Source organism: Methylobacterium sp. M6A4_1b (assembly GCF_053345175.1).
On sequence record NZ_JBKEZQ010000018.1, the window covers coordinates 66,146 to 80,938 of the forward strand.

The 14,793-nt window shown below is 67.8% G+C and carries 18 protein-coding genes, 1 tRNA gene and 2 pseudogenes; 5 read left to right on the forward strand and 16 right to left on the reverse strand.

What is annotated here, in order from left to right:
- Positions 1-42: 42 nt before the first annotated feature.
- The 9 genes from ACLBWX_RS16840 to ACLBWX_RS16880 form a co-directional block, all read right to left on the reverse strand.
- The gene (locus tag ACLBWX_RS16840) at positions 43-543 is read right to left on the reverse strand and encodes a YidB family protein (RefSeq protein WP_447678163.1); all 501 of its coding nucleotides are present in this window, start codon (positions 541-543) and stop codon (positions 43-45) included.
- 73 nt (positions 544-616) lie between these two features.
- Positions 617-1,390, reverse strand: coding sequence for an aquaporin Z (aqpZ, locus tag ACLBWX_RS16845; protein ID WP_447678164.1), 774 nt, complete (start codon positions 1,388-1,390; stop codon positions 617-619).
- Positions 1,391-1,535: 145 nt separating this feature from the next.
- Positions 1,536-1,976, reverse strand: a complete 441-nt coding sequence (locus ACLBWX_RS16850) for a BA14K family protein (RefSeq protein ID WP_447678165.1) — start codon at positions 1,974-1,976, stop codon at positions 1,536-1,538.
- 175 nt (positions 1,977-2,151) lie between these two features.
- On the reverse strand, positions 2,152-2,589 hold the full coding sequence (locus ACLBWX_RS16855) for a CsbD family protein (protein WP_447678166.1): 438 nt from the start codon (positions 2,587-2,589) through the stop codon (positions 2,152-2,154).
- 69 nt (positions 2,590-2,658) lie between these two features.
- Entirely contained in the window at positions 2,659-2,862 is a 204-nt protein-coding gene (locus tag ACLBWX_RS16860; protein ID WP_447678167.1) for a CsbD family protein, read from the reverse strand.
- A 92-nt stretch (positions 2,863-2,954) separates the two neighbouring features.
- Positions 2,955-3,875 carry a PhnA-like protein gene (locus tag ACLBWX_RS16865; protein WP_447678168.1) on the reverse strand — a complete coding sequence of 307 codons (921 nt, stop codon included), beginning with the start codon at positions 3,873-3,875 and terminating at the stop codon, positions 2,955-2,957.
- 128 nt (positions 3,876-4,003) lie between these two features.
- Positions 4,004-4,507: a CsbD family protein gene (locus tag ACLBWX_RS16870; protein ID WP_447678169.1), complete on the reverse strand. Its 504-nt coding sequence runs from the start codon at positions 4,505-4,507 to the stop codon at positions 4,004-4,006.
- A 58-nt stretch (positions 4,508-4,565) separates the two neighbouring features.
- Positions 4,566-4,727: a CsbD family protein gene (locus ACLBWX_RS16875; protein WP_447678170.1), complete on the reverse strand. Its 162-nt coding sequence runs from the start codon at positions 4,725-4,727 to the stop codon at positions 4,566-4,568.
- A 92-nt stretch (positions 4,728-4,819) separates the two neighbouring features.
- Positions 4,820-6,280: a helix-turn-helix transcriptional regulator gene (locus ACLBWX_RS16880; protein ID WP_447678171.1), complete on the reverse strand. Its 1,461-nt coding sequence runs from the start codon at positions 6,278-6,280 to the stop codon at positions 4,820-4,822.
- Between the two features lie 2 nt (positions 6,281-6,282).
- On the opposite strand from ACLBWX_RS16880, the gene ACLBWX_RS16885 reads away from it, so the two are divergent.
- From ACLBWX_RS16885 to ACLBWX_RS16895, 3 genes are read left to right on the forward strand one after another with little or no spacing between them, the layout of a single operon-like run.
- A complete protein-coding gene (locus ACLBWX_RS16885) occupies positions 6,283-6,501 on the forward strand; it encodes a hypothetical protein (RefSeq protein WP_447678172.1) in 219 nt (72 codons plus the stop codon).
- A gap of 13 nt (positions 6,502-6,514) precedes the next feature.
- Positions 6,515-7,174 (forward strand): sigma-70 family RNA polymerase sigma factor, encoded by a 660-nt coding sequence (locus ACLBWX_RS16890; RefSeq protein WP_447678173.1) that lies wholly within the window; start codon positions 6,515-6,517, stop codon positions 7,172-7,174.
- Positions 7,171-7,404 carry a hypothetical protein gene (locus ACLBWX_RS16895; RefSeq protein WP_447678174.1) on the forward strand — a complete coding sequence of 78 codons (234 nt, stop codon included), beginning with the start codon at positions 7,171-7,173 and terminating at the stop codon, positions 7,402-7,404. The genes ACLBWX_RS16890 and ACLBWX_RS16895 overlap by 4 nt, the downstream gene beginning before the upstream one ends.
- Before the next feature lie 12 nt (positions 7,405-7,416).
- Here ACLBWX_RS16895 and ACLBWX_RS16900 read toward each other — a convergent pair.
- Positions 7,417-8,321, reverse strand: a pseudogene (locus tag ACLBWX_RS16900) (IS630 family transposase).
- A 109-nt stretch (positions 8,322-8,430) separates the two neighbouring features.
- Here ACLBWX_RS16900 and ACLBWX_RS16905 point away from each other — a divergent pair.
- Together ACLBWX_RS16905 and ACLBWX_RS16910 are read left to right on the forward strand one after the other, a co-directional pair.
- A pseudogene (locus ACLBWX_RS16905) lies at positions 8,431-9,629 on the forward strand (IS256 family transposase).
- Positions 9,630-9,697: 68 nt separating this feature from the next.
- Positions 9,698-10,108 (forward strand): Mov34/MPN/PAD-1 family protein, encoded by a 411-nt coding sequence (locus ACLBWX_RS16910; protein WP_447678175.1) that lies wholly within the window; start codon positions 9,698-9,700, stop codon positions 10,106-10,108.
- A 600-nt stretch (positions 10,109-10,708) separates the two neighbouring features.
- Here the strand turns inward: ACLBWX_RS16910 and ACLBWX_RS16915 are convergent.
- The 6 genes from ACLBWX_RS16915 to rfbC form a co-directional block, all read right to left on the reverse strand.
- A tRNA-Gln gene (locus ACLBWX_RS16915) sits at positions 10,709-10,782 on the reverse strand.
- 155 nt (positions 10,783-10,937) lie between these two features.
- Complete coding sequence (locus tag ACLBWX_RS16920; protein WP_056474478.1) at positions 10,938-11,255, reverse strand: hypothetical protein; 318 nt, start codon at positions 11,253-11,255, stop codon at positions 10,938-10,940.
- Positions 11,256-11,323: 68 nt separating this feature from the next.
- Positions 11,324-12,214 carry a glucose-1-phosphate thymidylyltransferase RfbA gene (gene rfbA, locus ACLBWX_RS16925; RefSeq protein ID WP_447678176.1) on the reverse strand — a complete coding sequence of 297 codons (891 nt, stop codon included), beginning with the start codon at positions 12,212-12,214 and terminating at the stop codon, positions 11,324-11,326.
- On the reverse strand, positions 12,211-13,146 hold the full coding sequence (gene rfbD, locus ACLBWX_RS16930; RefSeq protein WP_447678177.1) for a dTDP-4-dehydrorhamnose reductase: 936 nt from the start codon (positions 13,144-13,146) through the stop codon (positions 12,211-12,213). Before rfbD ends, rfbA begins: the two co-directional genes overlap by 4 nt.
- 5 nt (positions 13,147-13,151) lie before the next feature.
- Positions 13,152-14,216: a dTDP-glucose 4,6-dehydratase gene (gene rfbB / locus ACLBWX_RS16935; RefSeq protein WP_447678178.1), complete on the reverse strand. Its 1,065-nt coding sequence runs from the start codon at positions 14,214-14,216 to the stop codon at positions 13,152-13,154.
- A gap of 130 nt (positions 14,217-14,346) precedes the next feature.
- Positions 14,347-14,793: dTDP-4-dehydrorhamnose 3,5-epimerase (rfbC, locus tag ACLBWX_RS16940; RefSeq protein ID WP_447678179.1), on the reverse strand; the 447-nt coding region annotated here is incomplete at its 5' end.

The following is a 14,793-nucleotide window of genomic DNA, read 5'->3' on the forward strand; positions in this document are numbered from 1 at the left end:
CGTTGGCGGCCGGCACCGCGGGGCGCCGGCCATGTCGTAGCGTCAGGCGGGACGGCGGCCGTCGGCGGCGTAACGGTCGATGGCCGAGGGCAGCTCGCGCGAGAGGCGAGAGAGCAACGCGCTGCGGCTCAGGCCGGTCTGCTGGGTCAGGTGGTCGAGAGTGTCCGGGCCGATGGCGCGTTCGAGATCCGCCTCGTGGATGTCGCGGTTGACGCCCTGGTTGACCCAGGAATTCGCTGTCTCGCCGTGGCCACCCTTGGTGAAGTGGTCGACGAGCTCGCTCAGGCCACTGGCGATCAGGCCGCCCACGCCAGCGGTGCCGAGGCCGCCGAGCAGGCTGCCGAGATTGCCGATGCCACTCGTGGAAGCGGTGTTGTGAGCAGTGTTCGGGATCGGCGGGACGGTGCCGTGGTTCGGGTTCAGGGAAGGGATCGACGGGGTGTCGTGGCCCTTCAGGAGCTCGGCGAGCTTGTCGCGGTTCTGGTAGCCGGCCACGGCCAGCAGGCCCAGAAGCGCGGTCATCGAGGGGTAACCCTTGCTCATGGTGCGTTCCTTGTCGGTGGTTTGAAGTCGAGGGCCGGCTTCGGGTCTTCGATGCCGGCCCTGACAGGCGGGCCTAGTAAACGGTCGGCTTGATGCCAGCCCGATCCATGCGCTGCTCGGTCTCGCCTTCGAGGGCCTGCAGACCCTGCCGCTGGGGCATCTGCATCACGGGATCGAGGGCACGGATCTTCTTGTAGAAGAGTGCCGCCGCCGCGCTGCCGAGCAGGGGCGCGACGATGAACAGCCAGAGTTGGCTGATCGCCGCCCAACCGGCGAACAGGGCCGGACCGATACTGCGGGCGGGGTTCACCGAGGTGTTCGTCACCGGGATGGAGACGAGGTGTATGACGACGAGCACAACGCCGATGGCGACGCCCGCGAAGCCCACCGGCGCCTTCAGGTCGGTGGAGCCCAGGATGGTCAGGATCAGGAGACCCGTCAGGATGAACTCGGCCAAGAAGGCCGCCACGAGGTTGTAGTGCCCGGGCGAGCGCAGATCGTAGCCGTTCGAGGCGAAGCCCGTGGCGACTGCGTCGAAGCCCGGACGTCCCGAAGCGATGACGTAGAGGACAAACGACGCCGCAATGGCGCCGACGACCTGGGCGACGATGTAGGCTGGGAGCCGCTTGGCATCGAACTTCCCGCTCATCGTCAGGCCGAGTGTCACGGCAGGGTTCAGGTGGCAGCCGGAGATGGGCCCAAGGGTGTAGACCATCGCCACCAGGACGAAGCCGAAAGACAGGGCGACACCGGCGAAGCCGATGTGGTCCCCCGCCAGGACCGCGCTTCCGCAGCCGCAGACGACCAGGATGAAGGTGCCGATGAACTCGGCGAGATACGGACGCATGGGTGGTGGGCCTTCGAATCGAGATCGGGAATGTCTGTGAAGGGTCGGCAACAGGAGACATCCACGGATCCGCGAGGCGTCCGGGAGCTATGCCGTCATGAGACCAGACCCGCCGCGTCGGCGGGTCTGGAAGTCGGTGGCGTGATTACGGGCAGGCGTGGCGGTCACCATCGTTGCCGAGGTACGTGCCGCTCGCCGCGTCGTAGGACCGGAAGCGACGGGCGCAGTAGGCGACGGCCTCCGGACCCGGACCGCCCTGCACGACCACCGGCGCGGCCTGCGCCTGCGAGCTGGCGATGGCGCCGCCGATGATGGCGCCGGCGGCGAGGCCGGCCACGCCCGCACCGACCGCCGCGCCGACGCCGGGACCCCGGCGATAGCCGTATCCGCGACCATAGCCCCGGCCATAGCCGCGACCGCCACGCCAGCCATGACGATGACCGAAGCGTCGGGACTGGACATAGTCCGTCGGCAGGTCACCGCGCACGAGCGCCTCGACGGGAGTGCCGGCCATCGGGGTCGCCTGGGCCGGCAGCCCGACCAGGGTGGCGGCGACCGTAGCGGCAAGAGCAAGGGTCAGCTTCATCGTGGGTCGGTTTCCTGAATCGATTCTGGGTGAAAGAGGACAGTCAGTAGCTGCGACGGTTCGGCGGGGTGCCGGACCGACCCGAAAAGCGGCGGCTGACGTAGGCGATGATCCTCGGGAGTACGAAGGCGGTGAGGAGCTTGCGAATCATGGGATGGTCTCCGGGATTGCGGTGTCAGTGCTTGCGGCGCGACAGCCAGCCCACCGCGAAGGCGATGGCGGCGAGACCGAGCAGCGCGGAAGTGCGGTTGTCGTCGGCGTAGCGCACGGCCTGGCGGCCGTAGCTCGTGCTGCGCTTGGCTGCGTGGCGAGCGAAATCACGACCGTCAGCGATGAGGTTCCCGGCGCGGTCGCGTGCCTCGTCGACGAGATGGCGTCCGTCCTCAACCAGGTTGCCGGCGCGATCCCGGACTTCGTGGGCGATGTCGCGGCCGTCATCGAGAAGATCCTCGGCCCGGTCGCGGGCGCGGCCGTAGGCGTACTGCGCACCGCCGGCTACCTGGTTCGCGGCACCGCGTACCTGGCGGGCTGGATCACCGGTGAGGCCGCCGACGGCGGTCTGGGCACGGCCCTTGAGATGGCGAGTCGCGCCGCGGAACTGGTCGCTGTTCATGGGATGCTCCTGGGTTCGAGGATGATGGGTGGCGACGGGACCCGCGTGAGGCCCGCCGCCCATTCGGCTTCAGCGCTTGCCGGTGACCTTGTCGACGACCGAGGCGACGCCGTCCTTGGCCTCGCCGACGGTCTTCTGGGCTTCGCCCTTGAGTTCCTGGACCTTGCCCTCCACGACCAGCTTGTCGTTGCCGGTGATGTTGCCGACGCCCTGCTTAAGGTTGCCCACGGCCTCGTTGGCGAGGCCCTTCAGCTTGTCCGTGGTGCTGCTCATGGAGATGCTCCTTCGATATCGGGGAATGCGATCTGCGGGGGGGTATTCGAGGCAGGGCCGGCCGGTCGCGGTGACCGGCCGGGGTGGTGTGCTCAGACGCGACGGGCGCCGTAGCTGTCGGCGAGGGTGTGGAGCTTCGGGGCGCCGAGGCGGCCGCCGAAGAAGCCGGCAAGAGCGCCGAGGATCAGAGCGAGCGCGCCGTAGAAGGCGCCCTGGGTAGCGGCGGACTTGGCGGCCACGGCCGCCTGCTCGGCCTTCACCTTGGCGGTGGCGACGGTCTCCTCGTACTGCTTGCGGTAATCCTGGATCTGCGTCTTGGCCTGATCGACCGGGATGCCCTGCGCCTTGGCGAGCGCGTCTGCGGCGCGGTTCTCGGCCTGGGCCTTCTGGGCCGGGTCACCGGTGAACAGGGCGCGGATGGCAGCGACGGCGGCATCCTTGGCAGCCTGCGGGTCCTGGCCGGCGGCCTGGTTGCGCACGGACTGCTCGATGCCGTCGAAGGGATTCGAGATCTTCGACAGCGAGGGCGCCGCGGCCTGGGCCGCGGTCTGTACGGTGCCGCCCACGAGCGAGCCGGCGCCGCCTAGCGTGCTGGTCACGCCCGAGAAGGCGCCGCCGATGAGGCCGCCTGCCGCGGAGGTCAGGAGGTAGATCACCACCAGAGTGGTGACCGCCCAGGAGACGAGGCCGTGCAGACCGGCCGCCCCCGTGACGGGCTTGCCCGAGAGCCGCCCGGCGATGAAGCCGCCGGCGAGCGAGGCGACGATGCCCGAGCCCACGAACCAGGCCCCGGCGCCCATCGACAGGGTCGAGGCGGCCGGATTGTCAGCGGCGGTCGTGCCGACGCTGGACAAGCCGACGCCGACGCCGACCATGCTGAGGACGACTTGGGTCACCAGGGCGGTGACGGCGCCCGCGAAGATGGCGCCCCAGGACACTTCGTTCAGCAGGACGGTACGGGTGTCGGCGGAAGCCGCGGCAGTCTGGGTCGCGAGAAGGGGGGAAGTGGACACGTTACTTGTACTCCGGGTCGTCGGTCGTCCGAGAAGTTCGGTCGTTCGAGGGGTCAGTCGGTGGGGTGGAACTCAAGGGTCCGACCGCGCAGTCCCGGCGCGGTCGGACCAAGATCATTTGCTGCGGGTCAATCGCGGCCGTGAATGAGCAAGCCGAGGCCGTATCCAAGCAGGCCGGCCACCAGCAGCGCGGCGATGGGATGCTCGGCAATCTGATTGGTGGCCTCGCGGCCTCCCTGGCGCAGGTAGCGGCCGCTGTTCTCGTAGGCATCCTCGGCCCGGTCGTACGCTTCGCGGCCAGCACCACGAACGGAGCGTTCGGCACGGTCGTAAGTGTCGGCGGCGGCACCCTGGGCACGGCGGACGCGGTCCTCGACGTCGTCGGACCCGATCAGGTTGCCGACAGTGTCCCGAACCTTGCCGCCGATGTCACGCGCGGTATCGGCAACTGTGTCGGCAGCATCGCGCACGGCGTCCTTGGCCTGGCCGTAGAGGTTCTCGGCGGCGCCTTGCGCCTCGCGGGCGCGGCCCTCGACCGAGTCGCGCTTCGAACCGGCGAGGTCGCCTACCGCGCCCTGCACCTTGCCACCGACTTCCTTCGCGGCGCCCGTAATGCGATCCGTATCAACCATGTTTTCTCTCCTGTTCTGATTTCGAAAAATATCTGTTGGGTGCGGCGCGTGACCAAGTCTACGGCTTAGGGGTGGTCTTCGGTTTCACGTCGGACTTCGGTAATTTTTGCTGAGATTTTCCCTCGGCTTCGACTTTGGGGTCGCCAACCAACTTTCCGATGGCCTCCTTGATCGAGCCCTTGAGCTTGTCGGAGGTGTCGGTCGTCTTCTGCGCGCTCACGGGATGCTCCAAGGCCTGGGCAATTGACACACCCCTCAAGTGGCCCGCCATTTCCGGCAGGCAATGATGCAGATGTACCAGTGGAAGGGTTTTTATTTGCTAGTCTGAGAGGACGGAAATCCGTTGTCCCGGCCCCAGACGATGGCCTCGGAGCGCTTGTGCACGTCGAGTTTCCGGTAGAGCGACGCCGAGTGGTTGCGCACCGTGTTCTTGGAAAGGCCAAGCCGCTTGGCGATGGCGTCGTCCCCGAGGCCCTGGCAGATCAGGTCGAGGATCTGTCGCTCGCGGACCGAGACGTTGGGGACGATGCCGTCCTTGTGGTTGGTGCCGGGCCGGCGCAGGTTGGCGAGCTTCTCGATGAGCCCGCGGCTGAACCACGAGGTGTCGGCCATCACCGTCTCGACGGCCTCGAACAGCTCGCGCTCGGAACGCTTACGCTCGGTGATGTCCTGCAGGACCATGAGGGCGAAGGTCTCGGAGCCGATCTCGACCCGCTCGGCCGAGACCAGGCAATCGAGGTTGGTGCCGTCCTCCCGCTTGAGGCAGACCTCCAGTCCAAGCACGTAACCAGTGCGGGTCACCGCCGACTCAAACTTCGTCTGGGCGGCCTCGTGCACCCAGAGCCCGAGATCCGCCGGAGAGCGGCCCGTGACCTTGTCGGCGCCGTAGCCGAATACCCGCGTAAAGGCCTCGTTGAACCCCGTGATGGTGAAGCCGTCGGCGCGTGCCAGGAGCGTCGGTACCGGAGTCAGCGAGAATGCCTTGGCGAAGCGCTCCTCACTCTGGCGCAGCGCCGTCTCCGCCTTCCGGCGCAGGTCCAGGTCGGCGAAGGTGAACAGCATGCAGGGCTCGTCGCCCAAATCGATGGGCTGCCCGGCGACGATGACGTACCGGGTGCTTCCGTTCGGAAGGTCGAGGCAGGCTTCCATCTGCGGGATGGTACCGCCGCTGTTCAGGCGCGAGATCGCGAGATCCCGGCTGCGGGCGTTGGCCAGCACGTCGACCTCATAGACGCTGCGGCCGATGACGGCGTCGCGGGTGTAGCCGGTCATTTCCAGGAAGCCGAGGTTCACCTTGACGTGGCGCAGGTCCGCGAGCCGGCAGATCACGGCCGGGGCCGGGTTGGCGTTAAACGTGGTCTCGAAGCGTTCTTCGGCCTCGAACTGGTCCGAGACGTCCTTGAGGATGAGGGCGAGGCAGCTCGGTTTTCCCTCACGATCCGTCGCCACGAGGCTTCGCAGGGAGTGAACGAAGTCGACGTCGGGCCTGTCGGTGCGCTTCACGTCGACGATGACGTCGTGGAAGCTCTCGCCGGAGACGACCCGCTCCATCGGATAATGGTTCGGGATGTGGTTATTGCGGTAGCGCAGGGCGAAACGCTCGCGGTAGGCGTCTACCGTCTCGCCGAGTTCGTCGACGGTCTCGGCGCCGTGCATCGCGAGTGCGGCCTCGTTGGCATAAGTGATCGTCTGGTCGGGCTCGACCAGGATCACGCCTTCGCTGAGGCCGGCGATAATCTGCCGAAGCTCGTGCCTGTCGACCCCCTCCACCATCGATGACCGCCTTCCTCGTCGCTCGTTCCGGCTTTGTCGCCGTGACCAAGCAGGTTCGGAACAGCGACTTGGCCGTACGGTTCCAGGGAAAATCGCGGATCGGCTGGTATATCCAGATCATTGACGTGAACGTGAACGATCAGCCAGAAATGGCTACGCATATTCTACCGGTAAGGGGCGACGAAATCCGTTTATTGCCCGAAGAGAGTCGAATTTTCTAGCATGTACTTAAGCATGATCGCTGACAAACCTTCGCTGAGCGAGGGATTGCCCCGCTATGTCCAGGATCAGATCGGGCGGCGACTAGATGAGTTCATTCTCAAAGCGGCCGTTATCGACGCCGATACGCGGCTGGGTCAGGTCCTGGTTCGTCTCCGGGCCGCGCTACTCGACGCGGAAGCGGAGCGGCAGGTGACGAAGGCGTTCGGCGATGAACTCATCGCCGTGGTGCCGCGCCTGCGCCGCTTCGCCCTGCTCCGTACCGGTAACGCCGCGGAGGCCGACGACATGGTCCAGGCGACCCTGACGCGAGCCTGGGAGCATCGCTCGAAGTTCGAGGACGGTACCAACCTCGTCGCATGGCTGTTCACGATCCTGCGCAATACGCACTTGAACCAGCGCAAGCGCCTGCGTCGCGAGGTCGAGGACATCGACGGGGTCGCCGCGGGTGCGTTGTCGCTGGCCCCCGACCAGGAGAACCGGATCGCGCTGGTCGAGCTGCAGGCCGCGCTCGATACCCTCCCGGAGGAGCAGCGCGAGACCCTGCTGCTGGTGACGGTGGACGGACTCAGGCACGAGGAGGCGGCGGCTATCCTCGGCTGCCAGGTCGGTACCGTGAAAAGCCGGGTCAGCCGGGCGCGCGACCGCCTCGCAACCGCCCTGGGCCTGTCTTGACCGCGTCGTCCCCCGATGCCGAGGGGCCCTGCATCCCGTTCGATCCTGCGCCCCTCGCCGCCCAAGTCCATGCCGCGCTGGACAGCTACCTGCGGGAACGGGCGCCCGATCAGCGCCTGGCGTTCTGGAAGGCCGTCGCGCTCGGCTTCGGCGGGAGCTTCGAGAGACTAGCCGGATGCCCGGTGCCGCCCCCCGCCTCGGCGGCGCCATGGCCGGCGGACGACGTCTAGAGCCGTTCCCTTTCAGGTTGGCTCGTAGGCCTCGTATCCGGCAGCGGCGAGGTAGTTTCGGCACTCATCCGGTCGGACGGCGGCGAACGCGTTCTCGATGGCGGGGGTTAGGTCGGCGGCGGTCCGTGCTGCAGCCGTTCGGAGGAGAGCTTCGACCTTGGCAAAGACCTGCTCGATCGGATTGAAGTCCGGACTGTAGGGCGGGAGGTAGAGAACCCGCGCGCCGACTGCCTCGATGGCCTCGCGCACCCCGGCGACCTTATGGGCGTTCGGGTTGTCGAGGATGACGGTGTCACCGGGCTTGAGGACCGGAGCCAGGGTGTCGGTGACGTAGGCCCGGAAGCGCAGACCATTCGTGGCTCCATCGAAGATGGTTCTGGCGATCAATCCCGTGGCGCGCAGGGCGGCGGTGATGGTGGTGGTCTTGTAGTGCCCGTGAGGTACGGCGATCCGGCAGCGCTGACCGCACGGAGCACGGCCATACCGGCGGACCATCTTCGTCGTGGCGGCCGTCTCGTCGAGGAAGACCAGGCGATCCGGATCGAGATCGGGTTGACGCTCGAACCAGTCCTCGCGCGGCCTTCACATCCGGCCGCTCCTGCTCGGCCGCGTGGACAGCCCCTTTTACGGGTGATCCCATGCCGGGCGAAGAAGCGTGACAGGCTGCTCGTGCTGGCGCGGACGCCCCGTTCCGAGAGCCTGTCGCTCAGTTCCCGCAGGAAGGAGAGCGGGTGCTCTTCGTGGATCCGAAGGATCAGGGCCGCCTGCGCTTCCAGGCGCTGCGAGTTGCGGTCGCCGCCCATGGGCCTGGGCGCGATCCGCCCGTCCTGCCGAAAGCGCTCGTGCCAACGGATCGCGCTGGCTGCCCCGACCCCAAAGCGTTTGGCAGCCTGACGCCGCGATGCACCCGCTTCAATCGCGGCGACCGGTCGTGTCCCAGGCGGTGGTGTAGCTGAGGGGTGGTCATCGGCGGTTGCCGGGTAGGGTCGGGTTGCGACGACCAACCCCGAACCCGAGAGACCCCCGATGACCGACGAGATCATGGCCCTGCGCGGGCTGATGGAGAAGAGTGCCGACGCCGATCTGCTGCGTGAGATGATCGGTTTTGCAGCCGAGCGACTGATGGAGCTGGAGGTGGGCGGCCTGACCGGCGCGCCCCACGGCGCGAAGAGCGCCGAGCGTCTGGTCCAGCGCAACGGCTACCGTGACCGGGACTGGGAGACGCGGGCCGGCACGGTCGAGCTGCGCATCCCGAAGCTACGCAAGGGCAGCTACTTCCCGGGCTTCCTGGAGCCGCGCCGCATGGCCGAGAAGGCGCTCACGGCAGTGATCCAGGAAGCCTACATCCAGGGCATCTCGACCCGCTCCGTGGACGACCTCGTGCAGGCGATGGGCGGCACCGGCGTGTCGAAGAGCCAGGTCTCGCGCCTGTGCCAGGAGATCGACGAACGGGTCGGCGCGTTCCTCGACCGACCCATCGAAGGCGAGTGGCCCTACCTCTGGATCGACGCGACCTACGTGAAGGTTCGCCAGGACGGCCGCATCGTCTCGGTGGCCGTCATCGTGGCGGTCGGCGTGAACACCGACGGCCGGCGCGAAATCCTTGGCTGGACGTGGGCCCGTCCGAGGCCGAGACGCATCGGACGGACTTCCTGCGCAAGCTCGCCCGGCGCGGTTTGCGAGGGGTCAAGCTGGTGATCTCGGATGCGCACGAAGGCATCAAGGCCTCGGTGGCCAAGGTGATGAACGCCACCTGACAGCGTTGCCGGGTGCACTTCATGAGGAACGTGCTCGCCCATGCCGGCCGCAGCGGGCGGCGCGTCGTGTCGGCCTTCATCGCCACCGCCTTCGCCCAGGATGATGCCGAGGCGGCCCGTCAGCAATGGCGGCGGGTGGCCGACCAACTTCGCCCCAGGGTGCCCAAGCTCGCCGCCTTGATGGACACGGCCGAGCCCGACGTGTTGGCCTACATGGGGTTCCCGGCCGCCCACCGGGTCAAGCTGCACTCGACCAATCCGTTGGAGCGCCTGAACGGCGAGATCAAGCGCCGGACCGAGGTCGTCGGCATCTTCCCCAACGAGGCTGCCATCACCCGCCTCGTCGGCGCGATCCTGCTCGAACAGAATGACGAGTGGGCCGTCCAGCGGTCGCGCTACATGACCCTGGAAAGCATCGCCCCGATCGGCGATGATCCCCTCGTCAGCCTGCCCACCCTGGCAGCCTGATCGTCCCGGCCCAAGCCGGCAATCGTGGTGGCTCTCAGCGAGCTACACCACGCCCAGGGACACGACCCGTGGAGGAGGTGATCGCAGGATACGTCACCGAGAGGGAGATTGGTCTGGAAGCTGGTGGCCTCCTCATCGGCAACTATCGCGGTCCTCATCTCGAGGTCGGCCACTGCACGACGCCGCTCCCCGGCGATCATCGCGGGCGCTACCTGTTCGACCGACGAGACGCCGGTCACCAGGCGGAAGCGCTTAACGCCTGGAGAAGAAGTGGCGGGACGGACACCTTCGTCGGCGAATGGCATACCTATCCGGTGGACCATCCGACGCCGTCCGGACGCAATTTTCGAACATGGCATGCAATCATGCAGCGCACATCTAATCTCGTGCTGTTCCTGATCGCCGGGCGTCGCTCGCTCTGGTGTGGCCTCGGCCGAACAGGCGAACTCCAGCGACTCAAAGTTATCTCAGCATCCTGATCAGCTTCGCTGAACGTCACTTCCGAACGGCGAATGCCGATGAGGCTATGTTCAGACAGGATGACGCTGTGACGGCTTACGTCCCGGCGCTCGCGGAGCGTCCTCGACGTGTTGGCAGCGCTGAAGTGACTGCCGAGAGGATAATCGATCTCGTCGGCCATGCCGCAAGCGAAGCGGCCACGCCTCGCTAAACACTGCTCCTCCGCTAATTTCTCGAGAAGATCAGGCGGCCGGGCACGGCCTCGGCCCTCCGGACGTACGTTTTTTCACTCAAGAGGCGCCCGGCCACCTCGCCAAGGATTATTCGGAACACATGTTTGCCAATGGCGATACGAACACGGACCGCCGTAGGATTCGACCGAAATGAATCAGTCTTAGCTGTGCCGCTCGAAAACCCTAGAAAAATACTTGCTCGATCATTTGTTCCGCAAATATTATAATTGGCACTGGAGAGCGCAAGCAAAGTTTTCCGCGAAGTATAATTACGCAGAGCACCAAGCCGGAGCTTTTTTGAAGCTAATTTAGACTGGCATGTAATACTGCGCCGGTTTTAAGTGTGAATTGAATCACTCTTAGGTGTGGCCGATAGGCGAAACTTGTTGGCTGGGGGACCAGGATTCGAACCTGGACTAGAGGAGTCAGAGTCCACTGTTCTACCGTTAAACTATCCCCCAACATCCTCGCGTGGCACGAGGCAGGATCCGGTTTTTCATCGCAACCGATGGCGGTTGCGGCCCGGTCCGTTCCGGTGCAGGGGCGATAGCATGGCTTTCCGGACCGATGCAAGCCCGCTTCTGAACCTCCTGCGCGCGCGACGCGCGGGCGTGTTTCAGGCGCTGCCCGGCGGCTCGGTGCGGGCCTCGATCATGCCGAGGGTCCGCAGGATCGCCAGGGCGACGATCTCGCAATCGGTATCCCCTTCCGGGGTGGCGGGGAGGATCGCCACGGTGCTCACCTCGTCGTCCGTCAGGAAGCCCACAACCACCTTGTAGACGTCGCCCTCCGGGGCGCCCTCGTCGTGCACGAGGCAGACGCGGCAGCCATTCGCCTCTCCGTAGACCCGCTGGGTGAGGACCTGGACGCGGCGGGGATCGGTCGTTTCCGTGCGGCGCGGGACGCCGAAGGTGGGGCGAATGATGTTGTCCATTTCCGCTCCTATACGCGACCGCCCGCGCTTCGGGGAGGCCCCTGCCCGCTTCGGTCCCGTTGCGGGCCTCACCGCATCAGAATGCTGGCCTGGTCTTCCTCAGCGAGTTTGAGGAGGTTCTGACCGTAGGCGGTCTTGGCGAAGAGTTTGCCGCGGGCGATGAGCTGGTCCTTGCCGATGAAGCCCTGCAGGTAGGCGATCTCCTCCAGGCAGGCCACCTGCAGGCCCTGGCGGTGCTGGAGCGTGCGCACGAACTCGGCCGCCTCCAGCAGGCTGTCATGCGTGCCCGTGTCGAGCCAGGCATAGCCGCGGCTCATGCGCTCCACGTGCAGTTGCCCGCGCGCGAGATAGGCCTCGTTGACGCTGGTGATCTCGAGCTCGCCCCGGGCCGAGGGCGTCACGCCGGCGGCGATGTCGAGGACCTGGTTGTCGTAGAAGTACAGGCCCGTCACCGCCCAGGGGCTCTCGGGCGTCACCGGCTTCTCGACGAGGCGTAAGGGGCGTCCGTCGGGGCCGAGGGTGACCACGCCGTAGGCCGAGGGGTCGTCGACGTGGTAGGCGAACACCGTGGCGCCGGTCTCGCGGGCGCGGGCCTGGGCCAGCATCTCGCGCATCCCCGAGCCGAAGAACAGGTTGTCGCCCAGAACCAGGGCGACGCTGTCGTCGCCGACGAACTCGCGCCCGATCAGGAAGGCCTGGGCCAGCCCCTCCGGCCGGGGCTGGAGCGCGTAGCTGAAGGACAGCCCGAACTGCTCGCCGGTGCCGAACAGGCGCTTGTAGTTGTCGAGGTGCTCGGGGCTGGAGATGATCAGGATCTCGCGGATGCCCGCCAGCATCAGCACCGAGACCGGGTAGTAGATCATCGGCTTGTCGTAGACCGGCAGCAGCTGCTTGTTGATCGACAGGGTGGCCGGGTGCAGGCGCGTGCCCGTGCCGCCGGCCAGAACGATCCCCTTCATGCCTGTGTCTCCGTCGTTGTCCGTTCGGGGCCGACCAGCCGGTCGAGGATGTCGTCCAGGGCCTGTTCCCAAGGCCGCGGCCTCAGGCCGTAGGCGGCCGTGAGGCTCGCCGTCGAGAGCACCGAATAGGCCGGCCGGCGGGCCGGGGTCGGGAAGGCGCTGGTGGGAATGGCGTCCACCGGCACCGCGCGGGCGCCGCGCCGGGCCGCGCCCGCCACGATGGCGCGGGCAAAGCCGCACCAGGTGGTGGCGCCCGCATTGACGAAGTGGTGCGTGCCGGTGGGCGCGCCGGGGTCGCGGGCCAGCGCCTGGGCGATCTGGGCCAGGCCGGCGGCGAGGTCGCCCGCGCTGGTCGGGCTGCCGTGCTGGTCGTCGACCACGCTCAGGCGCTCGCGCTCGTTCGCCAGGCGCAGCATCGTCTTGACGAAGTTGCCCCGGTGCGGGCTCATCATCCAGGCGGTGCGGATGATGGCGTGGCGCGGGTTGGCGCTGCGCACCGCGATCTCGCCGGCCGCCTTGCTGGCGCCGTAGACGCTCTGCGGGTCGACCGGCGTGTCGGGGGTGCAGGGGGCCTCGGTCCGTCCGTCGAAGATGTAGTCGGTGGAAACGTGCACGAGCGGGATGCCGGCCTCTGCGGTGGCCGCGGCGAGCAGTGCCGGTGCCACCGCGTTCAGGCTCCAGGCCGCGGCGATCTCGCTCTCGGCCCGGTCGACCGCGGTGTAGGCGGCCGCGTTGACCACCGCCGCGTAGGGGCGCGCGCCGAGAGCCGCCGCGATCGCGGCGGCGTCGGTGACGTCGAGGGCCGTGCGGCTCGGGGCGTGCAGGCGCGTGCCCGCGTCCCAGAGCGCCGGCGCCTGCAGCTCGGTGCCGACCTGGCCGGCCCCGCCGAGGATCAGGATGTCGCGCGGTGCGGCGTTCTCGGAGGCTGCCATCGGGCTCACCCCGCCTTCGGGGCGGTGCCCAGGCCGAGGCGCTCGCCGGTGTAGCGGCCCTCGCGGATCGGGCGCCACCAGGCCTCGTTGGCGAGATACCAGCGCACGGTCTCCTCCAGGGCGCGCTCGAAGTCCTGGGTCGGGTGCCAGCCGAGCTCGGCCTCGGCCTTGGCGGGGTCGATGGCGTAGCGCCGGTCGTGGCCGGGCCGGTCGGCGACATAGGTGATCAGCCGCGCGTGGGGGGCCTGCTCCGGGCGCAGGCGGTCGAAGGCGGCGCAGAGCGCCTGGACCACGCCGAGGTTGTTGCGCACCGCGCGCCCGCCGAGCAGGTAGGTCTCGCCGACCCGGCCCCGCTCCAGCACGGCCACGAGGCCGCGGGCATGGTCCTCCACGTGGATCCAGTCGCGCTCGTTCAGGCCGTCGCCGTAGACGGGCAGCGGCTTGCCCTCCAGCGCGTTGAGGATCATCAGCGGGATGAGCTTCTCGGGGAAGTGGCGCGGGCCGTAGTTGTTCGAGCAGTTGGTGACCAGGACGGGCAGGCCGTAGGTCTCGTGCCAGGCGCGGGCGAGATGGTCGGAGGCGGCCTTCGAGGCCGAGTAGGGCGAGCGCGGGTCGTAGCGGCTCGCCTCGGTGAAGAAGCCGTCGGGCGGCAGCGAGCCGTAGACCTCGTCCGTGGAGACGTGCAGGAAGCGGAAGGCCGCCTTTTCGGGTCCCGCCAGCGTCTCCCAGTGGCTGCGCGCCCCGTCGAGCAGGACCTGGGTGCCGACCACGTTGGTGCGGATGAAGGCGCCCGGATCGGTGATCGAGCGGTCGACGTGGCTCTCGGCGGCCAGGTGCATCACCGCCTCGGGCCGGAAGTCGGCGTAGAGGGCGTGCACGGCTCCCGGATCGCAGATGTCGGCCTCCACCAGGCGGTGGCGCGGGTCGTCCGCCAGCGGCTGGAGCGAGATCGGGTTGGCTGCGTAGGTGAGCGCGTCGAGGGTCGCCACTTCGTGCCCCAGATCCTGCACCAGGTGCAGCACGAGCGCCGATCCGATGAAGCCGCAGCCGCCGGTGACCAAGATGCGCATGGGATGACGGGTCTCTCGTGAGGCCGGATCGATGGACGATCCGGCGATGGGGTGATGCGGCGGGACCGGCGCCGGCCGGGCCGTTCGCCGCAAGAATCGTCCGCCGCAAGAATCGTCCGCCGCAGGAGCTTCAGAAAAGCGGCGGAAGATCGGCCAGGCGCGGGGCGACCCGGTCCTTGGCCGAGAGCTGGGCCTCGGCCTCGCTCACCGGCCAGGCGATGGCGAGCGCCGGATCGTTCCAGAGCAGGCCGCCGTCGTGCTCGGGGCTGTAGACCCCGCCGGCGACCTTGTAGGCCACCATGGTGTCGGGTTCCAGGGTGCAGAAGCCGTGCCCGAAGCCGACCGGGATGTAGAGCTGCTCGCCGCCTTGCGCATCGAGGCGCACGGCCACGTGCCGGCCGAAAGTGGGCGAGGCGCGGCGCAGGTCGACGGCGACGTCCAGGATGGCGCCGGAGAGCACCCGGATCAGCTTGGCCTGGGCCATGGGGGCGCGCTGGAAGTGCAGGCCGCGCACGGTGCCGCGCGGGGCGGAGAAGGACTGGTTGTCCTGGACGAACACGTCCGCGATGCCGGCGCG